This window comes from Bacillus sp. BD59S, assembly GCF_007363175.1.
Taxonomy (GTDB): domain Bacteria; phylum Bacillota; class Bacilli; order Bacillales; family Bacillaceae_G; genus Bacillus_A; species Bacillus_A pacificus.
Window position 1 is genome coordinate 4033412 of the sequence record NZ_CP034686.1, and the last position, 16722, is coordinate 4050133.

Consider the following 16722-nt stretch of genomic DNA (forward strand, 5'->3'; position numbering starts at 1 on the left):
CAACCGTCCTCCGTTTGACTCTTAACTAAAAATCCCTTTTACTTTCCCAACAACTATATCTGTTCCAAACTTTGTTATTTCGTAGGCAACGCTTGCTATCGCCATACCCATTCCTTCTACAATATTAAAACTTTTTAAGCTTTCTAATTGTTTTTGTTTTTCAGTAGCGGAAAACGAACCTTCCAAAGTTTCTGATTCAGCAGCCTCACCTTTTGTTCCTGTCATATGAGCGATTTGTTCATACGACATTTGCTGATAACCTTTCATACTTTTCAATCCATGATTTGCAAGTGCCACCCCTGCTATTACCATAAGTAAGCATATAGCCACACTACATATACATAAAAGCCAAAAGCGGCTTACATGATTATCCTCACTTCCCATCAATGTGTATATGCTCCTGTATTATCTTGGTCAATTTGATGATGCAGCGCTGCATTTAAACCACTTGCTATTACATTTGCCATATCCTCTATGAAGGCATCCACTTCTTTTGGGGTCACCATTAAATTATGACCAAGAGGAGATAACACTTCATAAATTAATTTTCTCTTCTCTTCATCTTCCAGTGTACCTACAGCACCTAAAAACATATTCCGGCTCTTTTCATCCGGCATATCCTCTTCTGTTAATTTTTTCTTTTCTCCAAATGTAAAACCAGCCGGTAACAAAGATCGGGAAGGTTTGTTTCCTTCTTTCATCTCCCGTCCAAAATGTTTCAAAATAAAATCAATTGTATCGCTTGTAATCGAAACGGCATCCACCACAGTCGGAACACCAATTGCGATAACAGGAATACCTAATGTTTCTTTACTGAGTTCCTTACGTTTATTCCCAACACCCGATCCAGGATGAATTCCTGTATCAGAAATTTGTATCGTACTATTTACCCTTTCAATAGAACGAGCAGCTAATGCATCAATTGCAATGACAAAGTCTGGCTTTGTCTTCTCAATGATTCCATAAATAACATCGCTAGTTTCAATTCCTGTAATCCCCATTACCCCCGGCCGAATTGCACTAACAGGCCTAAACCCTTCTTCTACACTTTCAGGCTGCAATTGAAACAAATGTCTCGTTACCAATACATTTTCTACAACTATCGGTCCAAGCGCATCCGGCGTTACATTCCAATTTCCAAGACCAACAATTAAACAACTCGCTTCTTTCGTAACGCCAACCTCTTCTAAGAAATAAGAAAATTCTTTTGCAAAAATACGCTCTACTTTTTGTTGCAACTCCGTATCTTGTTGACGTATACCTTGCACTTCAAGCGTTAAATAATTTCCAGGTTTTTTACCCATCGATTCAGAGGCAGCTTCATCAATTGTAACTTTTGTAATGGTAATACCTTCTTCTTCCCTCTCTTTTACAATAACGCCTTGTATCCCTTTTTGCTCTTCTTGACGCTCTTGCAGCATTTGATGCGCCTCTACAGCAAGGTCCGTTCTAACACTATATTTACTTAAATCTAATGGTTCTTTCATCGTATCTCCTCCGTCATTCATAGTAAATATCGTTAGATTTCCCAAAGTTATATAAGGTCATTCTTTCCTTTACGTGAAATTTCATAGATATACTATTGCAATTCTCTTCACCGTTTGATAGAATATCACTTGTTCTATGTTAAGAATCGAGTCATTCGATTGCACCAGGGAGGTGAAAAGTATGGCAAACATCAAATCTGCTATCAAACGCGCTAAACTTAGCGAAGAGCGTCGTGCACATAACGCTTCTATCAAGTCTGACATGCGTTCTGCTGTTAAAACTGTAGAAGCTTTAGTTACTAATAACGATCTTGAAAATGCTAAAGAAGCTTTCAAAACTGCTTCTAAAAAACTTGACAAAGCAGCTCGTAAAGGTCTTATCCACCAAAACGCTGCAGCTCGTCAAAAATCTCGCTTAGCGAAACAAGTAAACGCGTAAGGCGTTTAAAAAACGATCCATTCGGATCGTTTTTTTATATACAAAAAAGTTCACGTTCTTAGCACGTGAACTTTTTTGTTTTATCACATATGATTTAACCGCATTAAGAAAAACTCAAGCACAAGTTTCTTATCCATTTTTCCCGTTTTCATACTATAATCAGCTTCCGCTAATTCTATTATCACTTTTTTTAATTCTTCAAAAGAGAAAAACTTCGTTTGATTCATCGCTAATTTTACACGATATGGATGCACACCAATATGGGACGCAATTTGATTTTGGCCGTAACCACGCTGCTGTAACTCTTTCACTTGATGCAGTAAACGGAATTGACTTACTAGTAACGCAAGCAATTTAATAGGTTCCTCCTGCTGCGTAAATAATCCATCCAAAATTTGCATCGCACCTGCGATATCTTTTTTTACTACTTTTTCTGTCAAAGCAAACACATTTTGTTCAACTGATTTTGGCACAAGCTCTGCAACAAGTTTCGGTGTAATGTCTCCGCCCATACCGACATATAACGTTAACTTGTCCATTTCCTTCGCCAACATCGTTACATTACTTCCCACAAGCTCTAACAACAAACTAACAGCTGCATGATCAATATGCACATGCACTTCATCTGCCTGAGCAACAATCCACTTCTGAACATCCTGCACTTGCATTGCATTCGCTTCTACTACATCCGCTGTTTTCTTTAATAGTTTTGTAATTTTTTTTCGTTCATCCAGCTTTTCGTAAGGCGCAACAAAAACAAGAATAGAAAAGGGAGAAGGTTCCCCGATATATTCTTCTAAAATTTTTATATTTTGTTCTAACTTTTCTTTTTGTGAAGTTAAAAAGAGTGGTGATTTTATTAATAGCACTTTACGTTCTCCGAAAAAAGGAAGTGTACGTGCATCCTCTACTACATCTTCTAAATATGCTTCTTCTAAATCATATGTCACAACATTAAACTCGCGATCTTCCTCTTCAAGCGCTTCTGTTGTAATAAGCTTTATCGTTTCATTTATAAAAAACACTTCTGTTCCATACAGTAAATATAACGGAGCAAACTGCTTCTTTTTAATCTTTTTATGTATATCACTCATACTTTTTCCTACTCCCTAACTTGGCAATATATATTTATACTAATGCCCTAGCTTTTGTTTTACAAGTACAAAGGAACAGGCAATATAACCCGTCCCTTTATTTATATTAAACGCCACGCAATAAGCCCCGGGTTTCTTATTGGTGTGCGGTAATCACCTTCCCTTTATTATTCGCAATAAAAATTCGAGTATAAGTGCCAACTGTTAACATGCTTGGAAACAAAAACTCACGTTACTTCATGATCTAAAAGTAGTAAAAACGCTATATCTCTCTTCATATGGAAATTGTAGATTTTTTTCTGACAATATTTTATACTAAAGTGGAATGTTGGGGAGGGATTCTAAATGAATGATTTTGAACAAAACGTTCAAAGTAAACGCAATGACGCTATTGATTCAGGGGTAGGATTTATCGTCTCATTTGGTTTTTTCGCAACACTTTTCATCATTGCAACTGTTATTAAATTTATCGGTTCTTAAAGACTGCTGCTTACTGGCAGTCTTTTTTATCTATTATGTGTTTCATCATATGTGATTTTGCTGCGAAAGGTTCCGTTTTCCCCTTTAAAAACATAGGAGATAGCCCCTTGCTTATCCGTACGCCATATTTCAATCCCCCTCTTCTCAAAACGCTCTATAACATCCTTATGAGGGTGCCCATACCTATTACGCTCACCGACAGAAATAATCGCTATATTAGGCTGTATGACGCTCAGAAAAGGTGTTGTAGATGACGTATTACTCCCATGATGAGCAACCTTTAAAACATCCGCTCGCAACTCTGGATACGTAGCTACTAAAAACTTCTCTCCTTCTTCTTCTAAATCACCTGTAAACAACCACGTTAGTCCTCCTAATTTTGCCAACAGTACAATTGAAGCGTTATTTTCACTGCTCTCCTTTCCTGTTGGCGCTAATACGAAAAATTCCGCTCCATTTATGCTCCAACTTTCTCCTTCTCTCACTTCTCTTATTTTCACTTCCTTTTCTAAAGCCTGTTTCTTTACTATTTTTTCTAATTCCGCATCTTGTTCCTTTCGGCCAAATACAACTTCTTTTACGGTTATATTTGATAATAACTGTTGCGCAGCACCTATATGGTCCGCATCTCCATGCGTTATAATTAATTTATCGATCTTTTTAATACCTTCCTTTTGTAAATAAGGGATCAAAATATCATTTCCGACAGAAAATTCATGCTTTTTCCTTTGCCATTCTTCCTTGTTCGGACGAATTGTTCCACCAGTATCAATAAGGTAAATCTCTTGATCATACAGGAGGCGAATTAATATTGCATCTCCCTGTCCAACATCGAGAAAGGTAACACTCCCACTTTCTCGAAAATACGGATATACATAATGACATGTACTAATAAAAAGAAATACACCCGCAGATATAAACAGAATTCCCTTCGCCATTCGCCTTTCCCAAACCATCAATATACTAATAATACTCACGCAATATAAGGCTACAAGAAGGATAGGTGTTTGTCCGAAATTCAGACGGGTAAATGGTAATTTTTCACAATAACTTAAAAAATCATTAGAAAGATTCAAACCTATTGATAGTACATTCGCAAGCCTTTTTGCAAGAAACGGGATGATCGGTATACATATCAAAATAACAATACTACACGGCAATACAACGAGAGATAAAAACGGAACGTATAGGATATTTAGAAAAATACTATATGGAGAAAAATAACCGAAGTGATATAACAAAATCGGAGTACTAACGAGCTGTGAAATGAAAGAAATATAAATAGAATTTCGAATTACTCCATTGCCACTCTCTAGTAAAAGCGGGGCAGATAAAAGTAAAGCAAAACTACCGACGAAAGAAAACTGAAAGCCAATATTAAACACGAGATACGGATCAAATATAAGCATACATATAGCTGTTATACTTAGAGCATCTAAGCTAGATAAACGAATAGAACACATAAAAGCAATTAACATGAAAACTCCTGTTATAGAAGCTCTTATAACAGATGGTGACGCTCCTGCTAAAATCATATATAGAGGAATACAGAAGATAAGACATACTGTTGCTACCTCCCTTGTCACACCGCTTCTTAGCAAAATAAAATACACGATTACCATTAATAATACGATATGCGATCCTGAAATCGCCAACAAATGCACGAGACCGAATTGTTGATATTGCTCTTCAACTTCAAATGTCATTTGTTGTCTATCACCAAATACTAATGCATTCATAAAAGCGCCTGATTGCTCTGGAAACATTTCTGTAACTTCTGAGATTGCTTGTTGCCTCAAAAGAAGAATCCATTGCACGAGTGACAACGATGTTTTATGGCATTCAGAAATATATGTAGCGTCCAATATGAAATGAATATTTTGCTTATATAAATAATCATGATAATTAAACCCATGGAAATTCCGAGCTATTTGCGGTTCTTTCCTCTCACCTTCGAATACACATGATACTCCTGCATGTAATTGTCGCATTTGTTTCTTTTCCGAGGCTGATTTCATTTTGTAACTTAACTGCACTATATTTTTATTCTGATCTTCAACTTGAAATGAGAGGCGATCGCCGTTAATAAGAGGTGTAGTATGTATCACTCCTCTTGTAGCTTCGTAGGACTCTCCCAGAGGCTTGTTTTGCCCTTGAACATACGCGGTGTACATAGCGCCACTAAAACACGCTATCATACAATATAAGAAGGTTTTACGCGAAGTACGATATAAACAAAAGAAAACATATATAACGAGACAACAAGTCAGCAATACAACTGAAGAGGAGAAGGCAATTGCAATCCCTATTATAAATGAGATTGCAACATAGCCCCATTGTCCTTGCAACTCATACTCACTCCTTATAGCATCATTTTTGCTTTCGTGAATACACGCTGTAATTCTTCCATTGATAAGTTCTCTTTTTCTAAAGATGCAAATAGTTCTTTTAACTCCATATGACGTTTTTGATCCTCTAATGCTGCAATATCATATTCTAGCGGAACGTGTTTCACCGTTACATTCGCTTTTTCAAATAACTCTACGGCATACGGATGATTTTTATAATCCTGTGCATAATAAACTGCTGTAATACCACTTTGAATAATCGCCTTACAACATTGTAAACAAGGAAAATGCGTAACATAAATTTCAGCTTCCTCCGTTTTCACGCCAAATTTTGCACACTGTAATAAAGCATTCATTTCTGCATGAATTGTACGAACACAATGATTATCAATAACGTAGCATCCATCATCTATACAATGTACACCACCTTTAATTGAACCATTATATCCACCAGCAATAATTCGTTTATCACGAACGATTGTCGCTCCTACTGCAAGCCTTGTACATGTACTACGCAAAGATAACAAATGGCTTTGCGTCATAAAATATTGATCCCATGAAATTCGTTCCATATTCTTCACCTACTTTTTTGTCTACTTGTAGTGTAGCGAATGAAGAAAAACTTCGTCAATCTTTTACGGAATAATAATTTGATCTTTTATTTTCTCCAAAGACTTCACACCAATCCCATCAATCTCTAACAAATCTTCTATTTTTTGAAACGGACCATGTTCCTCTCGATATTTCAAAATACTTTCTGCTTTCCGAGAACCAATACCTGTAATTTTTTCAAGTTGTTCTTTAGAAGCTGTATTTATTTGAACTTTTCCCTCTCCCTTTGAAACAGCAGCTACTTCTTGCACTTGTTCGTTTTTATTCGGTACGTAAAGAATCATTTGGTCTTGTACCATTTGTGCTAAATTTACTTTCATCCTATCTGCCTCAGGCAAAAAACCTCCTGCTTTTTCAATAGCATCCTTGACCCGGTCCCCTTCTTTCATTTCATACACCCCCTCTTTAACAACAGCCCCTTTCATATCAATTACAATTATTTTTTTCTGCTGCTTTGTATCGGATATTTTCGGTTTATTTTTCTTCTCTATATCTTTCTCTTGAGCATCCGTTGCAATAACTGATCGCTCTGTATGCTCATTCGTTTTCCAGAAAATAAGAAAAAGCACAGTTCCAATAATAGCAACTAATCCTAACCATTTCTTTGGAAAATCCCACATCATTTTTCACCTCTAATCATAAATTTATAACATCATTCATATTGTTTAGGAGAACGCTGTTACGAAGGAGGGATGAAACATTGAACATAGGAATTATAGGGACAGGAAACATGGGGAATATACTAATCGATGCATTTTTAGAAACCCGTGCTGTCAAACCTTCGTGCCTTACGATCATTAATCGAACGCCCGCCAAAGCATATCATATAAAGGAAAAACACCCTTCTGTTCATATAGCCAAAACTATTGATGAGGTAATCGAACGATCACATCTTATTTTTATTTGCGTAAAGCCGATAGATATATACCCGATCTTGCAAAAATACGCTAAACATTTTTCTGATGAAAAGTGCTTAGTTTCTATCACAAGTCCAATATCTCCATCACAATTAGAGACACTTGTACCTTGCCATGTTGCCCGTATTATTCCGAGCATTACAAACCGCGCCCTGTCCGGCGCATCACTATTTACATTTGGAAGTAACTGCTCTGAAGAATGGCAACAAAAACTATTTCGCTTATTCAAAAACATTTCTACTCCCCTTGTAATAGAAGAAGATATAACGCGCGTTTCATCTGATATAGCAAGCTGCGGCCCTGCATTCTTTAGTTATTTATTACAATGTTTCATTAACGCTGCTGTAGATAAAACAAATATTACACATGAAGAAGCCACTACTTTAGTAAGTGAAATGGTCGTTGGAATGGGGAAACTACTCGACAAAGGGATTTTCACTTTGCCTACTTTACAAGAAAAAGTATGTGTGAAAGGCGGCGTTACAGGAGAAGGTATTCGGGTTTTAGAAGAACATGTTGGAGATATGTTTCATAAATTAATCGAGCGGACACACGAGAAATTTGATGAAGATTTAAAATGCGTTGATCAGCAATTCAATAAACACACATAATAAATACGTCATCGTCATTCCAAATCCTTTTTATAAATACTTAATTTTTCACATTACATTTTCACTTAAACTAGTACTTTCACAATTCACGTATATCATCTTCTTATTATCCTAGAACTAAAATTACAGCTTCTTCATAAAACAAAAGCAACCTTCCCGGTTGCTTTTGTTTTATCCGTTTTTCTTCGCCATGAAGAAAATACGCTCTGTTTGTTCTGTAACTTCAAGTCGCTCAAAGTCACCAGTTACACGAAGCACTGTAAAACCAGCTTCTTCAAGCCATTTCGTTAACTCTTCAACCGGATATGCACGTTGTACGTGACATTCATCAAAACGATGGTACACATCTTCTTCTGGGTCTTGAACAAAGAATGTTAAATCATGTTCTACACTGTTTGAATCTTCACCAGGGAAGCAATTCCAAATAAGAGATATTTCTTCTCCATTCACTGTGTATGTTTCATTTTGAAATACATGATGTATTTTATATAAAGAATGTACATCAAATAAAAACAAACCATCTTGACGTAAATGATGAAACACTCTTCGGAATGTTTCTTGCACTCCATCTTCTTGCAATACATAGTTTAATGAATCACAAAAGATCGTTACACAGTCAAACTCACCGGGAACATCAAGCTCTCGCATGTCTTGTTGGTAAAAAGGAATAAAATATCCTGCCTCGCCTAGTTTTTGCTGTGCGACTGCTAACATTTCTTCCGAAAGATCGACACCGATTACATCGTAACCCTTTTGTACAAGCGGAAGCGTTACGTTACCAGTACCGCATGCTACATCAAGAATCTTCGCCTCTTTCACATCCGCTTGCTGTAAGCTTTCCTCTGTGAATTCCACCCATTTATCATAAGGGACATCATTCATTAGTTCATCGTACAGCAACGCAAATTGCTCGTAGTTCATTGGCCTAACTCTTCTGTAATATCTTCACGTGGCACATCGCCCCATAGACGCTCTAAATTATAGTGATTACGCTCATCTTTATGGAATACATGAGCAACTACATCTCCAAGGTCAACTAATACCCAGCGAGCTTCGTCAAAACCTTCCATACGTTGTACGTCGATTTGGAACTCGTGTGCTTTCGCTTTAATTTCACGTGCAATTGCTTGCACTTGCTTATCTGAGTTACCGTGACAAATAATGAAATAATCTGCAATTGGTGAAATACCTTGCATATTTAGGACAACCATATCTTCTGCTCTCTTATCATCAGCCGCTTTTGCTGCTAATACTAATAAATCTTTATCTTTCATTTACTCATTTCCTCCTTGATAACTGCATTGTATGTTTGGAATGTTAATGGATAAATCGTTTGATCTTTTTCCATTAAAAATTGAATTGTTCTCTTTAACGCAAATAATAAAGCTTGATCTATATCCGTATATGCGAGTTTACGAGCTTCCTCCACCCCCGGAAACTTTCGCCCAGGCTCAATGTAATCAGCTACATAAATTACTTTATCTAACATCGTCATTTTCTCATGACCACTTGTATGATATGTAATAGCTTGCAGGATTTCAGGATCCGTAATGCCTACTTCTTTTTCTACTAAGTATGCCCCAACAGGTGCATGCCATAACTCTTTGTTATAACAAAGTAAATCTTTCGGCAAACCTTCACTTTTAATGATCTCTTCCATCTCTGAAATCGCTCTACACTTCGCATAATCATGGAATATAGCTGCAACTTCAGCCTTTTTTTCATCCACACCGTATAACTTAGCAAGTTCAATTGCTGTTTCCATTACACCAATTGTGTGTATATAACGTTTTTCATGCATTTGTTGTTTGACAATATGAAGTGCTTTCTCACGATTCATACAACCCATTCCTCTCGATATATACCTGTACTTTTTCAGGAAGTAAATATTTACACGTTTTCTTCTCTTTATATCTCTCACGTAATAAAGATGAAGAAACTGCAAACTCCGGAATTTCCACAGTGGTGATAGGATAAGGTGTATGCAATGTATACCCAGGTCTTGCAACCCCAACAAACGTTACAAGATCAAGTAACGCTTCAATGTTATACCACTTCGGTAAATACTCAACCATATCTCCACCAATAATAAAGTGAAACTGCACATCCGGATGCTTCTTCGTCAATTGTAGCATAGTGTCATACGTATAAGATGGGCCATTCCTGCTTAGCTCTTCTAAACAAATAGAAAAATGTTCCTCTGCCTCAGTCGCAAGCTCTAACATTTGTAAACGACTTTCTACACTTGTAATATTTCGCCCTTGTTTATGCGGCGGAATTTGGTTCGGTAAGAACCATACTTCTTCTAAATTCAAAGCGTGAAATACTTCATTTGCAATGAGCAAATGTCCATAATGTGGCGGATCAAATGTACCGCCAATGATGCCAATTTTCCTCAAAAGAAACGCCCCTTCCTTTTACGTACAGCAACTCTCTTCTGTTAGGAATGAAGAGAGTTGCTATTAATAAAAGTTCAATTGGTTTCGCTCTCTACATCATTACGCATCAACGATAAAAATAGCGCATGCTAATCTTTTTATCGAGGAAGCTTAATTTGTTTATTTTCTCTTGACTCTTTGTATAAAACGATTGTGCTTCCAATTACTTGAACGATTTCAGCACGTGCACCTTTTGCAAGTTCTTCTGCAACTTCACGGCGATCGAATTCACAGTTTTGTAGCACACTTACTTTAAATAGCTCACGAGCTTCTAAAGTATCTGCGATTTGTTTAATCATATTTTCATTTACTCCGCCTTTTCCCACTTGAAAAATCGGTGTTAAATGATGTGCCTGTGCACGTAAAAATCTTTTTTGTTTTCCTGTTAACATATATGTTAGCCTCCAAGCTTTCTTATAACTAATTGTTTCATTCGTTCGATATTTGGCGTGTACCCTGTCCACATTTCAAATGCAAGCGCTCCTTGATAAACAAACATATCAATACCATTTTGAATCAGTGCACCTTGCTCTTTCGCCTCACATAAAATTTTCGTTTCAAATGGGTTATAAATTATATCTGATACAATCGTTCCCTTTTTCAACGAAGAAATTTGTAACGGCGTATGTTCGACGCGTGGATGCATACCTATTGTTGTCGTCTGAATGATAATATCATAATTCTCTTGTTCTTCTGTTGCTTTCTCTAGCGATAGAGCAACAGAATGAACAGTAGCCGTACATGCAGCAATAAGTTCTTTCGCCTTATCTACTGTACGATTCGCTACATCAATCTCTTTCACACCTACATCAGCAAGTGAAAAATAAATAGCTCGACTAGCACCACCTGCGCCAAGCAATAAAATACGTTTCTCTTGAAGTGGTTCACTACTAATTGACTGTAGCGCTCGGACAAAACCAATTCCATCTGTATTGTGGCCAATCAATTTTCCATCCTTATGAACCACCGTATTTACTGCACCAATTTGTTTTGCTAGCGGGTCAATCTCATCCAAATAATCCATAATCGCAACTTTGTGCGGAGTTGTTACATTAAATCCTGAAATACCTAACGCTTTTAAACCTCTTACTGCTTCCCCTAGCACTTCCTCTTTAACAAGAAAGGCATGATAATGGGCATCCATATTCAAGTGTTCAAATGCATCGTTATGCATAACGGGTGATAATGAATGTCCAATTGGATTTCCGATTACACCATATAATTGTTTCATAAATCCCTCTCCATATTAAATTAAAGATTTACGCAATGAAACACTTACTCCTTTTGGTACGTGTGCAACAATTTTTGCTCCCGGTTCGTTCACAGTAACCCATCCTAATCCAGAGAATACAACATCCGTTTTTGGTTCACGAATATTAAACTCGTATTTCACTAGCTCTGGCATATTTTCTAATTCTTCTGGTGTTGGCGGGCTTAGTAAATCCCCTGCATGATTTTTATACAATTCATCTGCTTTCTCAAGCTTTGTACGATGGATTGTTAAACGATTTGAGAAGTGACAAGTAAATGCGCGACGACCGCCACTTACGTAATCAAAACGTGCCAGTCCGCTAAAGAACAATGTTTGTTCTTCATTTAATTGGAATACCATTGGCTTAATTTCTTTTGTTGGTGTAATAAGCTTTAAGCTTTGTTTTCCAACATAATGAGCCATTTGATGGTGGTTAATAATACCTGGCGTATCATATAAAGAAGATTCTTCGTCTAACGGGATATCAATTAAATCAAGCGTTGTTCCTGGGAAATGAGATGTTGTAATTACATTTTCAGTCTCATCACTAAATTCTTTAATCATACGATTAATGAATGTTGATTTCCCTACATTTGTACATCCAACAACGTAAACATCTTTTCCGCCGCGGTAATACTCAATCGCATCTGCCAGCTCAGCAATCCCTTGTCCCTTTGCTGCACTAATTAAAAAGACATCTTCTGGCTTTAATCCTAGCTGCTTTGCACTATAGCGCATCCAATGCTTTACTTTATCATGTTTTACTGACTTAGGAATTAAATCAGCTTTATTCCCAACAAGTAATACTTTATTATTTCCCACGAAACGATGTAAGCCAGGTAACCAGCTACCATTAAAATCAAAAATATCTACAATCTTAACTACTAACGCATCTGATTTTCCAATACCGTTTAGAATACGTAGGAAATCATCATCTGTTAATGATACATCTTGAATTTCGTTATAATGTTTCAATCGAAAACAACGTTGACAAATGACTTGTTCTTTTTCTAAAGATGAGGCAGGAGCATATCCCACTTCATTTTTATCTTCTGTTTGAATTTCTACACCGCAACCAATACATTTAATTGTTTCAGTCAAACTTTATTCCTCCCAGTTAATTAAACCTTTTTTCTTCATGTTTCTCATAATTCTTCGTTCAATTTTTCGATTAAAGCGCGTTACTAATCCGTCCGTTTGTGCTACTGGTACAACTAAAATTGTATGAAGTCCAACTCGGTTTCCACCTAGCACATCCGTTAGTAATTGATCTCCAATTACTACAACTTCATCTGGCTGCAACTGCATCTCTTGTATCGCACGCTTAAACGCACGGACAAATGGCTTACGCGCACTATGAATAAATGGAATGCCTAATGGATCAGCAAAGTCTTTCACTCGTTGCTCATTATTATTTGAAACGACCGTTACTTGAATGCCTTGCTCTTTCATTTTCAAAAACCATTCTTCAAGTTGTGGCGTTGCATTTGGACGATCCCATTCAATTAAAGTGTTATCTAAATCAGTAATAACACCTTTAATTCCACGTTTTTTCAAATCTTCTGGTTGAACATGATATACATTTTTCACATATTCATTTGGTAAAAATAGTTTCAATTTCTTTCACCTCTTTGAGGAGTTTTCATAAAAATTTTTCGACAACATATTTCGATATATGGCCTGTGGATAAAATTGTACACATTTTCCACATTAATTTTTCGGTCAATTTGGAATTTACTAACAATCTATACACATTTTATCCACCTAGGTTTGTGGATAACCACTCGTTTGTGACTGTCATATTTTTTTGGTACATTAAATGCAACAACGAATCAATCCTTATATTATTAGGAGGTGACTCACCTTGAAAACAAAACATATGGAACAGTTATCTACTGAGTTACTCACTGAGTCTTATTATAAAGCAAAAGAACTAAAATTAAATCCCGACTTCATTTTACTTATAAAACAAGAAATTATTAGACGCTCATTAGAGGACAAGCTTGTCAAATCGTCTTGATTACATATAAAGTGAAATTTCAAGTAACTAACTTGTAAAAAGAGCCATCCTGCGATGGCTCTCGAATAAACAAGTACTCCCATCTAGGGAATTTCATCATTACGCATCTTTGTCCATAAATCTTGCTTACAGTTATGAAATCTTTTTTACTTATGAGCCAATCGAGTAGCAATCTTTTCACCAAGGCGAAGCTCTTGTCCACTCTTCAATTCTTGCACTACTTCTATCATATCTTTTTCAAACAATAACACAACTGTTGAACCGAATGTAAAGTATGCCATTTCTTCACCTTTTTGAACAATGTTTCTTTCATGCAGCAGCTCAATACTATTTACAAACATAGCTCCTACTTTTACAAGCGCCATATGTTCACCGTTACTATTCACTTCTGTAACAGAACGATAATTTTTTGACAATGGTTCTTTCCCGTATTCCATACCAGCTGCATTTACCGGATATGATTTTCTACCGAGTACAAATCTTTCGGTCACAGAACCAGAAAGCGGACTATGAATACGATGATAATGACTTGGGCTTAAATAAATAACCATGTATGTACCACCTGCATATCGCTGTGCACGTTCTTCATTACCTAGCATATCCACAATCGAATAACGCTTGCCTTTAATATCAAATGTTTTTGTGTCCTCAATAGGACCGTGATCAGCAAAAACACCATCAACAGGACTAACGATACTTGATGCATCTGTATCAATACTACGCTTTCCTTCTTTTAGCTTACGCGTAAATAATTCATGCAACGTTCTATATTCCTTCAAACCCTTTTCCATCTCATCTTGATTAATTTGAAACACTTTCGCATACGATGGAATAATGATAGAGCTTAAACGAGATTGTGCAAATTTACGTAATATATAAGAAGTAAAACGACCATTTGTAAGTTCTATCATAAGTCGATATAATGTACGTCGCAAATTGCGGAACCTCCTAATCAGTCTATAACTTTAGCTTCCCCTTCTTTACCTTCTATATCATATGTAAAATTGGTTCTTATTCCCACATAACATATAGAACTGTTTCAGTATACATGCGGAAAACTAAGTATGGTATTATTCTTAAATTGTTTAGCACCTTCTAATATTACAGATAGAATCCGTCATTTTCAACAGTGAACATGGATTTCTTCTGAACACAACTCTTTTTCTTTCCTTATTTACAAAAAGAAAAGCAGCCCATTTTAAAACATGGCTGCTTGCAATGTACATTATTCTTTTGCTTTTTTCTCTTTCTCTGCTCTTACAAATTCATGGAACATTTTCATTAAAGCCCGCTTTTCAATTCTTGATACGTAGCTTCTGGAAATGCCAAGCGCTTTTGCAATCTCTCGTTGCGTTTTCTCCTTATCAAGCCCTAGTCCAAAACGCTTCACGATTACTTCTTTCTCTCGTTCGTCTAAAATATCGATATACTCTTTAATTTTTTCTAACTCCATACTAAGCTGGATCATATCAATTACATCTTCAGACTCTGATTTTAATATATCAATAAGCGATATTTCATTCCCCTCTTTATCTTGCCCGATCGGATCATGAAGTGAAACGTCCTTTTTTGTTTTCTTTAATACACGTAAATGCATCAAAATTTCATTTTCAATACAGCGTGCTGCATACGTCGCAAGTTTTGTTCCTTTTCCTGCCGAATAACTCTCGATTGCTTTAATGAGCCCGATTGTACCAATTGAAATTAAATCTTCTGCATCTTCCCCTGTGTTTTCAAATTTTTTAACGATATGAGCTACAAGCCGTAAATTATGTTCAATTAACAGATTCCTCGCTTGAGCATCACCTTGCTCCATTAACTCTAAGTACTTTCTCTCATCGTCTGATGATAACGGCTGCGGAAACGCATTGTTCTTCACATAAGAAACAAAAACAAACACTTCTCGAACCATATATCCAATTGCGGCGAATAGACTCAAACCTTTCACCTCCGCCAAAATAGTGGTCTTTACTAAGTGTATGTGGGCGTAAGGTTGTTTGTGTCTGTACAGTTTATTTATAAAACTCAACACTTCCAACATTTAAAATATTTTATTGTTATATTATAATTATATAAAATTGTTGTTTATATATGAATATGCTATTAAAGGGGACACTATTCATGCTTACATTAGACCGATTATTAAATGTAACAATTTATTTAGGGGTATTTTTACTTTTCATTTCGTTCATTACTTTTGTTATTAAGAGAGGACCTGATTTATTATTTTTTCAATTTGGAATTTCTTTATTTTTAGGAGCTCAAATTATAATTGGAATGATTTTTTTTCATAACTATGGTTTCTCCTTTCACTCAAAACTAGAACTACTTATCTTTATTTTCTATGTAATTGGATTTATTACATGTATACTACTGTTCTTTCACTTTCCAAATTCCTATCGAATTTTTTTATTAATCTGTAGTTTTTTATTTTTAACTGTATCCAATTATTACTTTAAAGAAATAATGAATTTTAGCAAAAAAATTCCAAAGCAACATAAAACTTTTTTAAGTACACAAGAAGAAGACTCTTTCCCAAAAGAAGTCCATAAATTTTCAGAGGATTACAACAACATAATAAGGAATGATTTTTATGAAATACCGATGATTCCCACTGAATTACAGATTACAAGCAAAAAAGATTCTTCCCATAGTACATCTTTCTTAGTTGAACTTAATAATATGGAGGATGAAATTACTGATGACTCTGTACAATTAACTCCATCAGACCGTTTTTATATACTGTTAAATACACAAAAAACAAAAATATCAAAAATAGTATATGAAGGGCGAGATTTTTTCACATTAACAGTCACACTAAAGGCTCTTAATTTACAGCAGGAACCAGAAATTCATAATATGTTTTTAGAAATAGATAAACGTAGAGCAATGAATCTTCTTGATTTCGAAATTAAAGCCCATTCTAAAGAATGGAAAGTAACATTTAAAAGTGATAGTTCTTCTTCCAGTCTCCCTATCACATTTACTTTTGAAAAACGAACAGGCAAATTATAAAAATAAAAA

The 16722-nt window shown here is 35.8% G+C and carries 21 protein-coding genes; 5 read left to right on the top strand and 16 right to left on the bottom strand.

All coding sequences use genetic code 11. The features are described from left to right. Positions 1 to 21 precede the first annotated feature (21 nt). Both EKQ63_RS23170 and gpr read right to left on the bottom strand, forming a co-directional pair. Positions 22 to 384 (bottom strand): YqxA family protein, encoded by a 363-nt coding sequence (locus tag EKQ63_RS23170; protein ID WP_140168608.1) that lies wholly within the window; start codon positions 382 to 384, stop codon positions 22 to 24. Continuing rightward, positions 384 to 1487 carry a GPR endopeptidase gene (gpr, locus tag EKQ63_RS23175; RefSeq protein WP_087954266.1) on the bottom strand — a complete coding sequence of 368 codons (1104 nt, stop codon included), beginning with the start codon at positions 1485 to 1487 and terminating at the stop codon, positions 384 to 386. The genes EKQ63_RS23170 and gpr overlap by 1 nt, the downstream gene beginning before the upstream one ends. A 181-nt stretch (positions 1488 to 1668) precedes the next feature. Here gpr and rpsT point away from each other — a divergent pair, with 181 nt between their 5' ends. Further along, on the top strand, positions 1669 to 1926 hold the full coding sequence (gene rpsT, locus EKQ63_RS23180) for a 30S ribosomal protein S20 (protein WP_001274011.1): 258 nt from the start codon (positions 1669 to 1671) through the stop codon (positions 1924 to 1926). Between the two features lie 83 nt (positions 1927 to 2009). Here rpsT and holA read toward each other — a convergent pair whose 3' ends face one another. Further along, entirely contained in the window at positions 2010 to 3020 is a 1011-nt protein-coding gene (gene holA / locus EKQ63_RS23185) for a DNA polymerase III subunit delta (protein WP_143881546.1), read from the bottom strand. Between the two features lie 345 nt (positions 3021 to 3365). Between holA and EKQ63_RS23190 the strand changes: the two genes are divergently transcribed. Continuing rightward, the gene (locus tag EKQ63_RS23190) at positions 3366 to 3500 is read left to right on the top strand and encodes a YqzM family protein (protein ID WP_000997609.1); all 135 of its coding nucleotides are present in this window, start codon (positions 3366 to 3368) and stop codon (positions 3498 to 3500) included. Positions 3501 to 3526: 26 nt separating this feature from the next. Here the strand turns inward: EKQ63_RS23190 and EKQ63_RS23195 are convergent, their stop codons facing one another. The 3 genes from EKQ63_RS23195 to EKQ63_RS23205 form a co-directional block, all read right to left on the bottom strand. Further along, positions 3527 to 5848: a DNA internalization-related competence protein ComEC/Rec2 gene (locus EKQ63_RS23195; protein ID WP_143881547.1), complete on the bottom strand. Its 2322-nt coding sequence runs from the start codon at positions 5846 to 5848 to the stop codon at positions 3527 to 3529. Positions 5849 to 5862: 14 nt separating this feature from the next. After that, the gene (locus EKQ63_RS23200; protein ID WP_000439784.1) at positions 5863 to 6420 is read right to left on the bottom strand and encodes a ComE operon protein 2; all 558 of its coding nucleotides are present in this window, start codon (positions 6418 to 6420) and stop codon (positions 5863 to 5865) included. Between the two features lie 63 nt (positions 6421 to 6483). Further along, the gene (locus tag EKQ63_RS23205; RefSeq protein ID WP_087954263.1) at positions 6484 to 7083 is read right to left on the bottom strand and encodes a helix-hairpin-helix domain-containing protein; all 600 of its coding nucleotides are present in this window, start codon (positions 7081 to 7083) and stop codon (positions 6484 to 6486) included. 77 nt (positions 7084 to 7160) lie between these two features. On the opposite strand from EKQ63_RS23205, the gene comER reads away from it, so the two are divergent. Beyond that, on the top strand, positions 7161 to 7988 hold the full coding sequence (gene comER / locus EKQ63_RS23210) for a late competence protein ComER (protein ID WP_087954262.1): 828 nt from the start codon (positions 7161 to 7163) through the stop codon (positions 7986 to 7988). Between the two features lie 171 nt (positions 7989 to 8159). Here the strand turns inward: comER and EKQ63_RS23215 are convergent, their stop codons facing one another. The 8 genes from EKQ63_RS23215 to EKQ63_RS23250 form a co-directional block, all read right to left on the bottom strand. Continuing rightward, complete coding sequence (locus tag EKQ63_RS23215; protein WP_001105574.1) at positions 8160 to 8909, bottom strand: class I SAM-dependent DNA methyltransferase; 750 nt, start codon at positions 8907 to 8909, stop codon at positions 8160 to 8162. After that, a complete protein-coding gene (rsfS, locus tag EKQ63_RS23220; protein ID WP_000653200.1) occupies positions 8906 to 9262 on the bottom strand; it encodes a ribosome silencing factor in 357 nt (118 codons plus the stop codon). The genes EKQ63_RS23215 and rsfS overlap by 4 nt, the downstream gene beginning before the upstream one ends. Continuing rightward, positions 9259 to 9828: a bis(5'-nucleosyl)-tetraphosphatase (symmetrical) YqeK gene (gene yqeK, locus EKQ63_RS23225; protein WP_087954261.1), complete on the bottom strand. Its 570-nt coding sequence runs from the start codon at positions 9826 to 9828 to the stop codon at positions 9259 to 9261. Before yqeK ends, rsfS begins: the two co-directional genes overlap by 4 nt. After that, complete coding sequence (nadD, locus tag EKQ63_RS23230) at positions 9818 to 10387, bottom strand: nicotinate-nucleotide adenylyltransferase (protein WP_029439961.1); 570 nt, start codon at positions 10385 to 10387, stop codon at positions 9818 to 9820. The genes yqeK and nadD overlap by 11 nt, the downstream gene beginning before the upstream one ends. 137 nt (positions 10388 to 10524) lie before the next feature. Then, positions 10525 to 10818 carry a ribosome assembly RNA-binding protein YhbY gene (gene yhbY, locus EKQ63_RS23235; RefSeq protein ID WP_000955224.1) on the bottom strand — a complete coding sequence of 98 codons (294 nt, stop codon included), beginning with the start codon at positions 10816 to 10818 and terminating at the stop codon, positions 10525 to 10527. Between the two features lie 5 nt (positions 10819 to 10823). Continuing rightward, on the bottom strand, positions 10824 to 11657 hold the full coding sequence (gene aroE, locus EKQ63_RS23240; protein ID WP_143881548.1) for a shikimate dehydrogenase: 834 nt from the start codon (positions 11655 to 11657) through the stop codon (positions 10824 to 10826). A 15-nt stretch (positions 11658 to 11672) separates the two neighbouring features. Next, complete coding sequence (gene yqeH, locus EKQ63_RS23245) at positions 11673 to 12779, bottom strand: ribosome biogenesis GTPase YqeH (protein ID WP_000140795.1); 1107 nt, start codon at positions 12777 to 12779, stop codon at positions 11673 to 11675. A 3-nt stretch (positions 12780 to 12782) separates the two neighbouring features. Beyond that, entirely contained in the window at positions 12783 to 13295 is a 513-nt protein-coding gene (locus EKQ63_RS23250; RefSeq protein WP_000765309.1) for a YqeG family HAD IIIA-type phosphatase, read from the bottom strand. A gap of 247 nt (positions 13296 to 13542) precedes the next feature. Here EKQ63_RS23250 and EKQ63_RS23255 point away from each other — a divergent pair, with 247 nt between their 5' ends. Then, positions 13543 to 13698 (top strand): sporulation histidine kinase inhibitor Sda, encoded by a 156-nt coding sequence (locus EKQ63_RS23255; RefSeq protein ID WP_000850094.1) that lies wholly within the window; start codon positions 13543 to 13545, stop codon positions 13696 to 13698. A gap of 146 nt (positions 13699 to 13844) precedes the next feature. Here the strand turns inward: EKQ63_RS23255 and EKQ63_RS23260 are convergent, their stop codons facing one another. Next, positions 13845 to 14633 carry a phosphatidylserine decarboxylase gene (locus EKQ63_RS23260; RefSeq protein ID WP_143881549.1) on the bottom strand — a complete coding sequence of 263 codons (789 nt, stop codon included), beginning with the start codon at positions 14631 to 14633 and terminating at the stop codon, positions 13845 to 13847. Between the two features lie 290 nt (positions 14634 to 14923). Continuing rightward, entirely contained in the window at positions 14924 to 15637 is a 714-nt protein-coding gene (sigK, locus tag EKQ63_RS23265; protein WP_000051382.1) for an RNA polymerase sporulation sigma factor SigK, read from the bottom strand. Positions 15638 to 15819: 182 nt separating this feature from the next. On the opposite strand from sigK, the gene EKQ63_RS23270 reads away from it, so the two are divergent. Further along, entirely contained in the window at positions 15820 to 16713 is an 894-nt protein-coding gene (locus tag EKQ63_RS23270) for a hypothetical protein (RefSeq protein WP_140168605.1), read from the top strand. Positions 16714 to 16722: the final 9 nt, after the last annotated feature.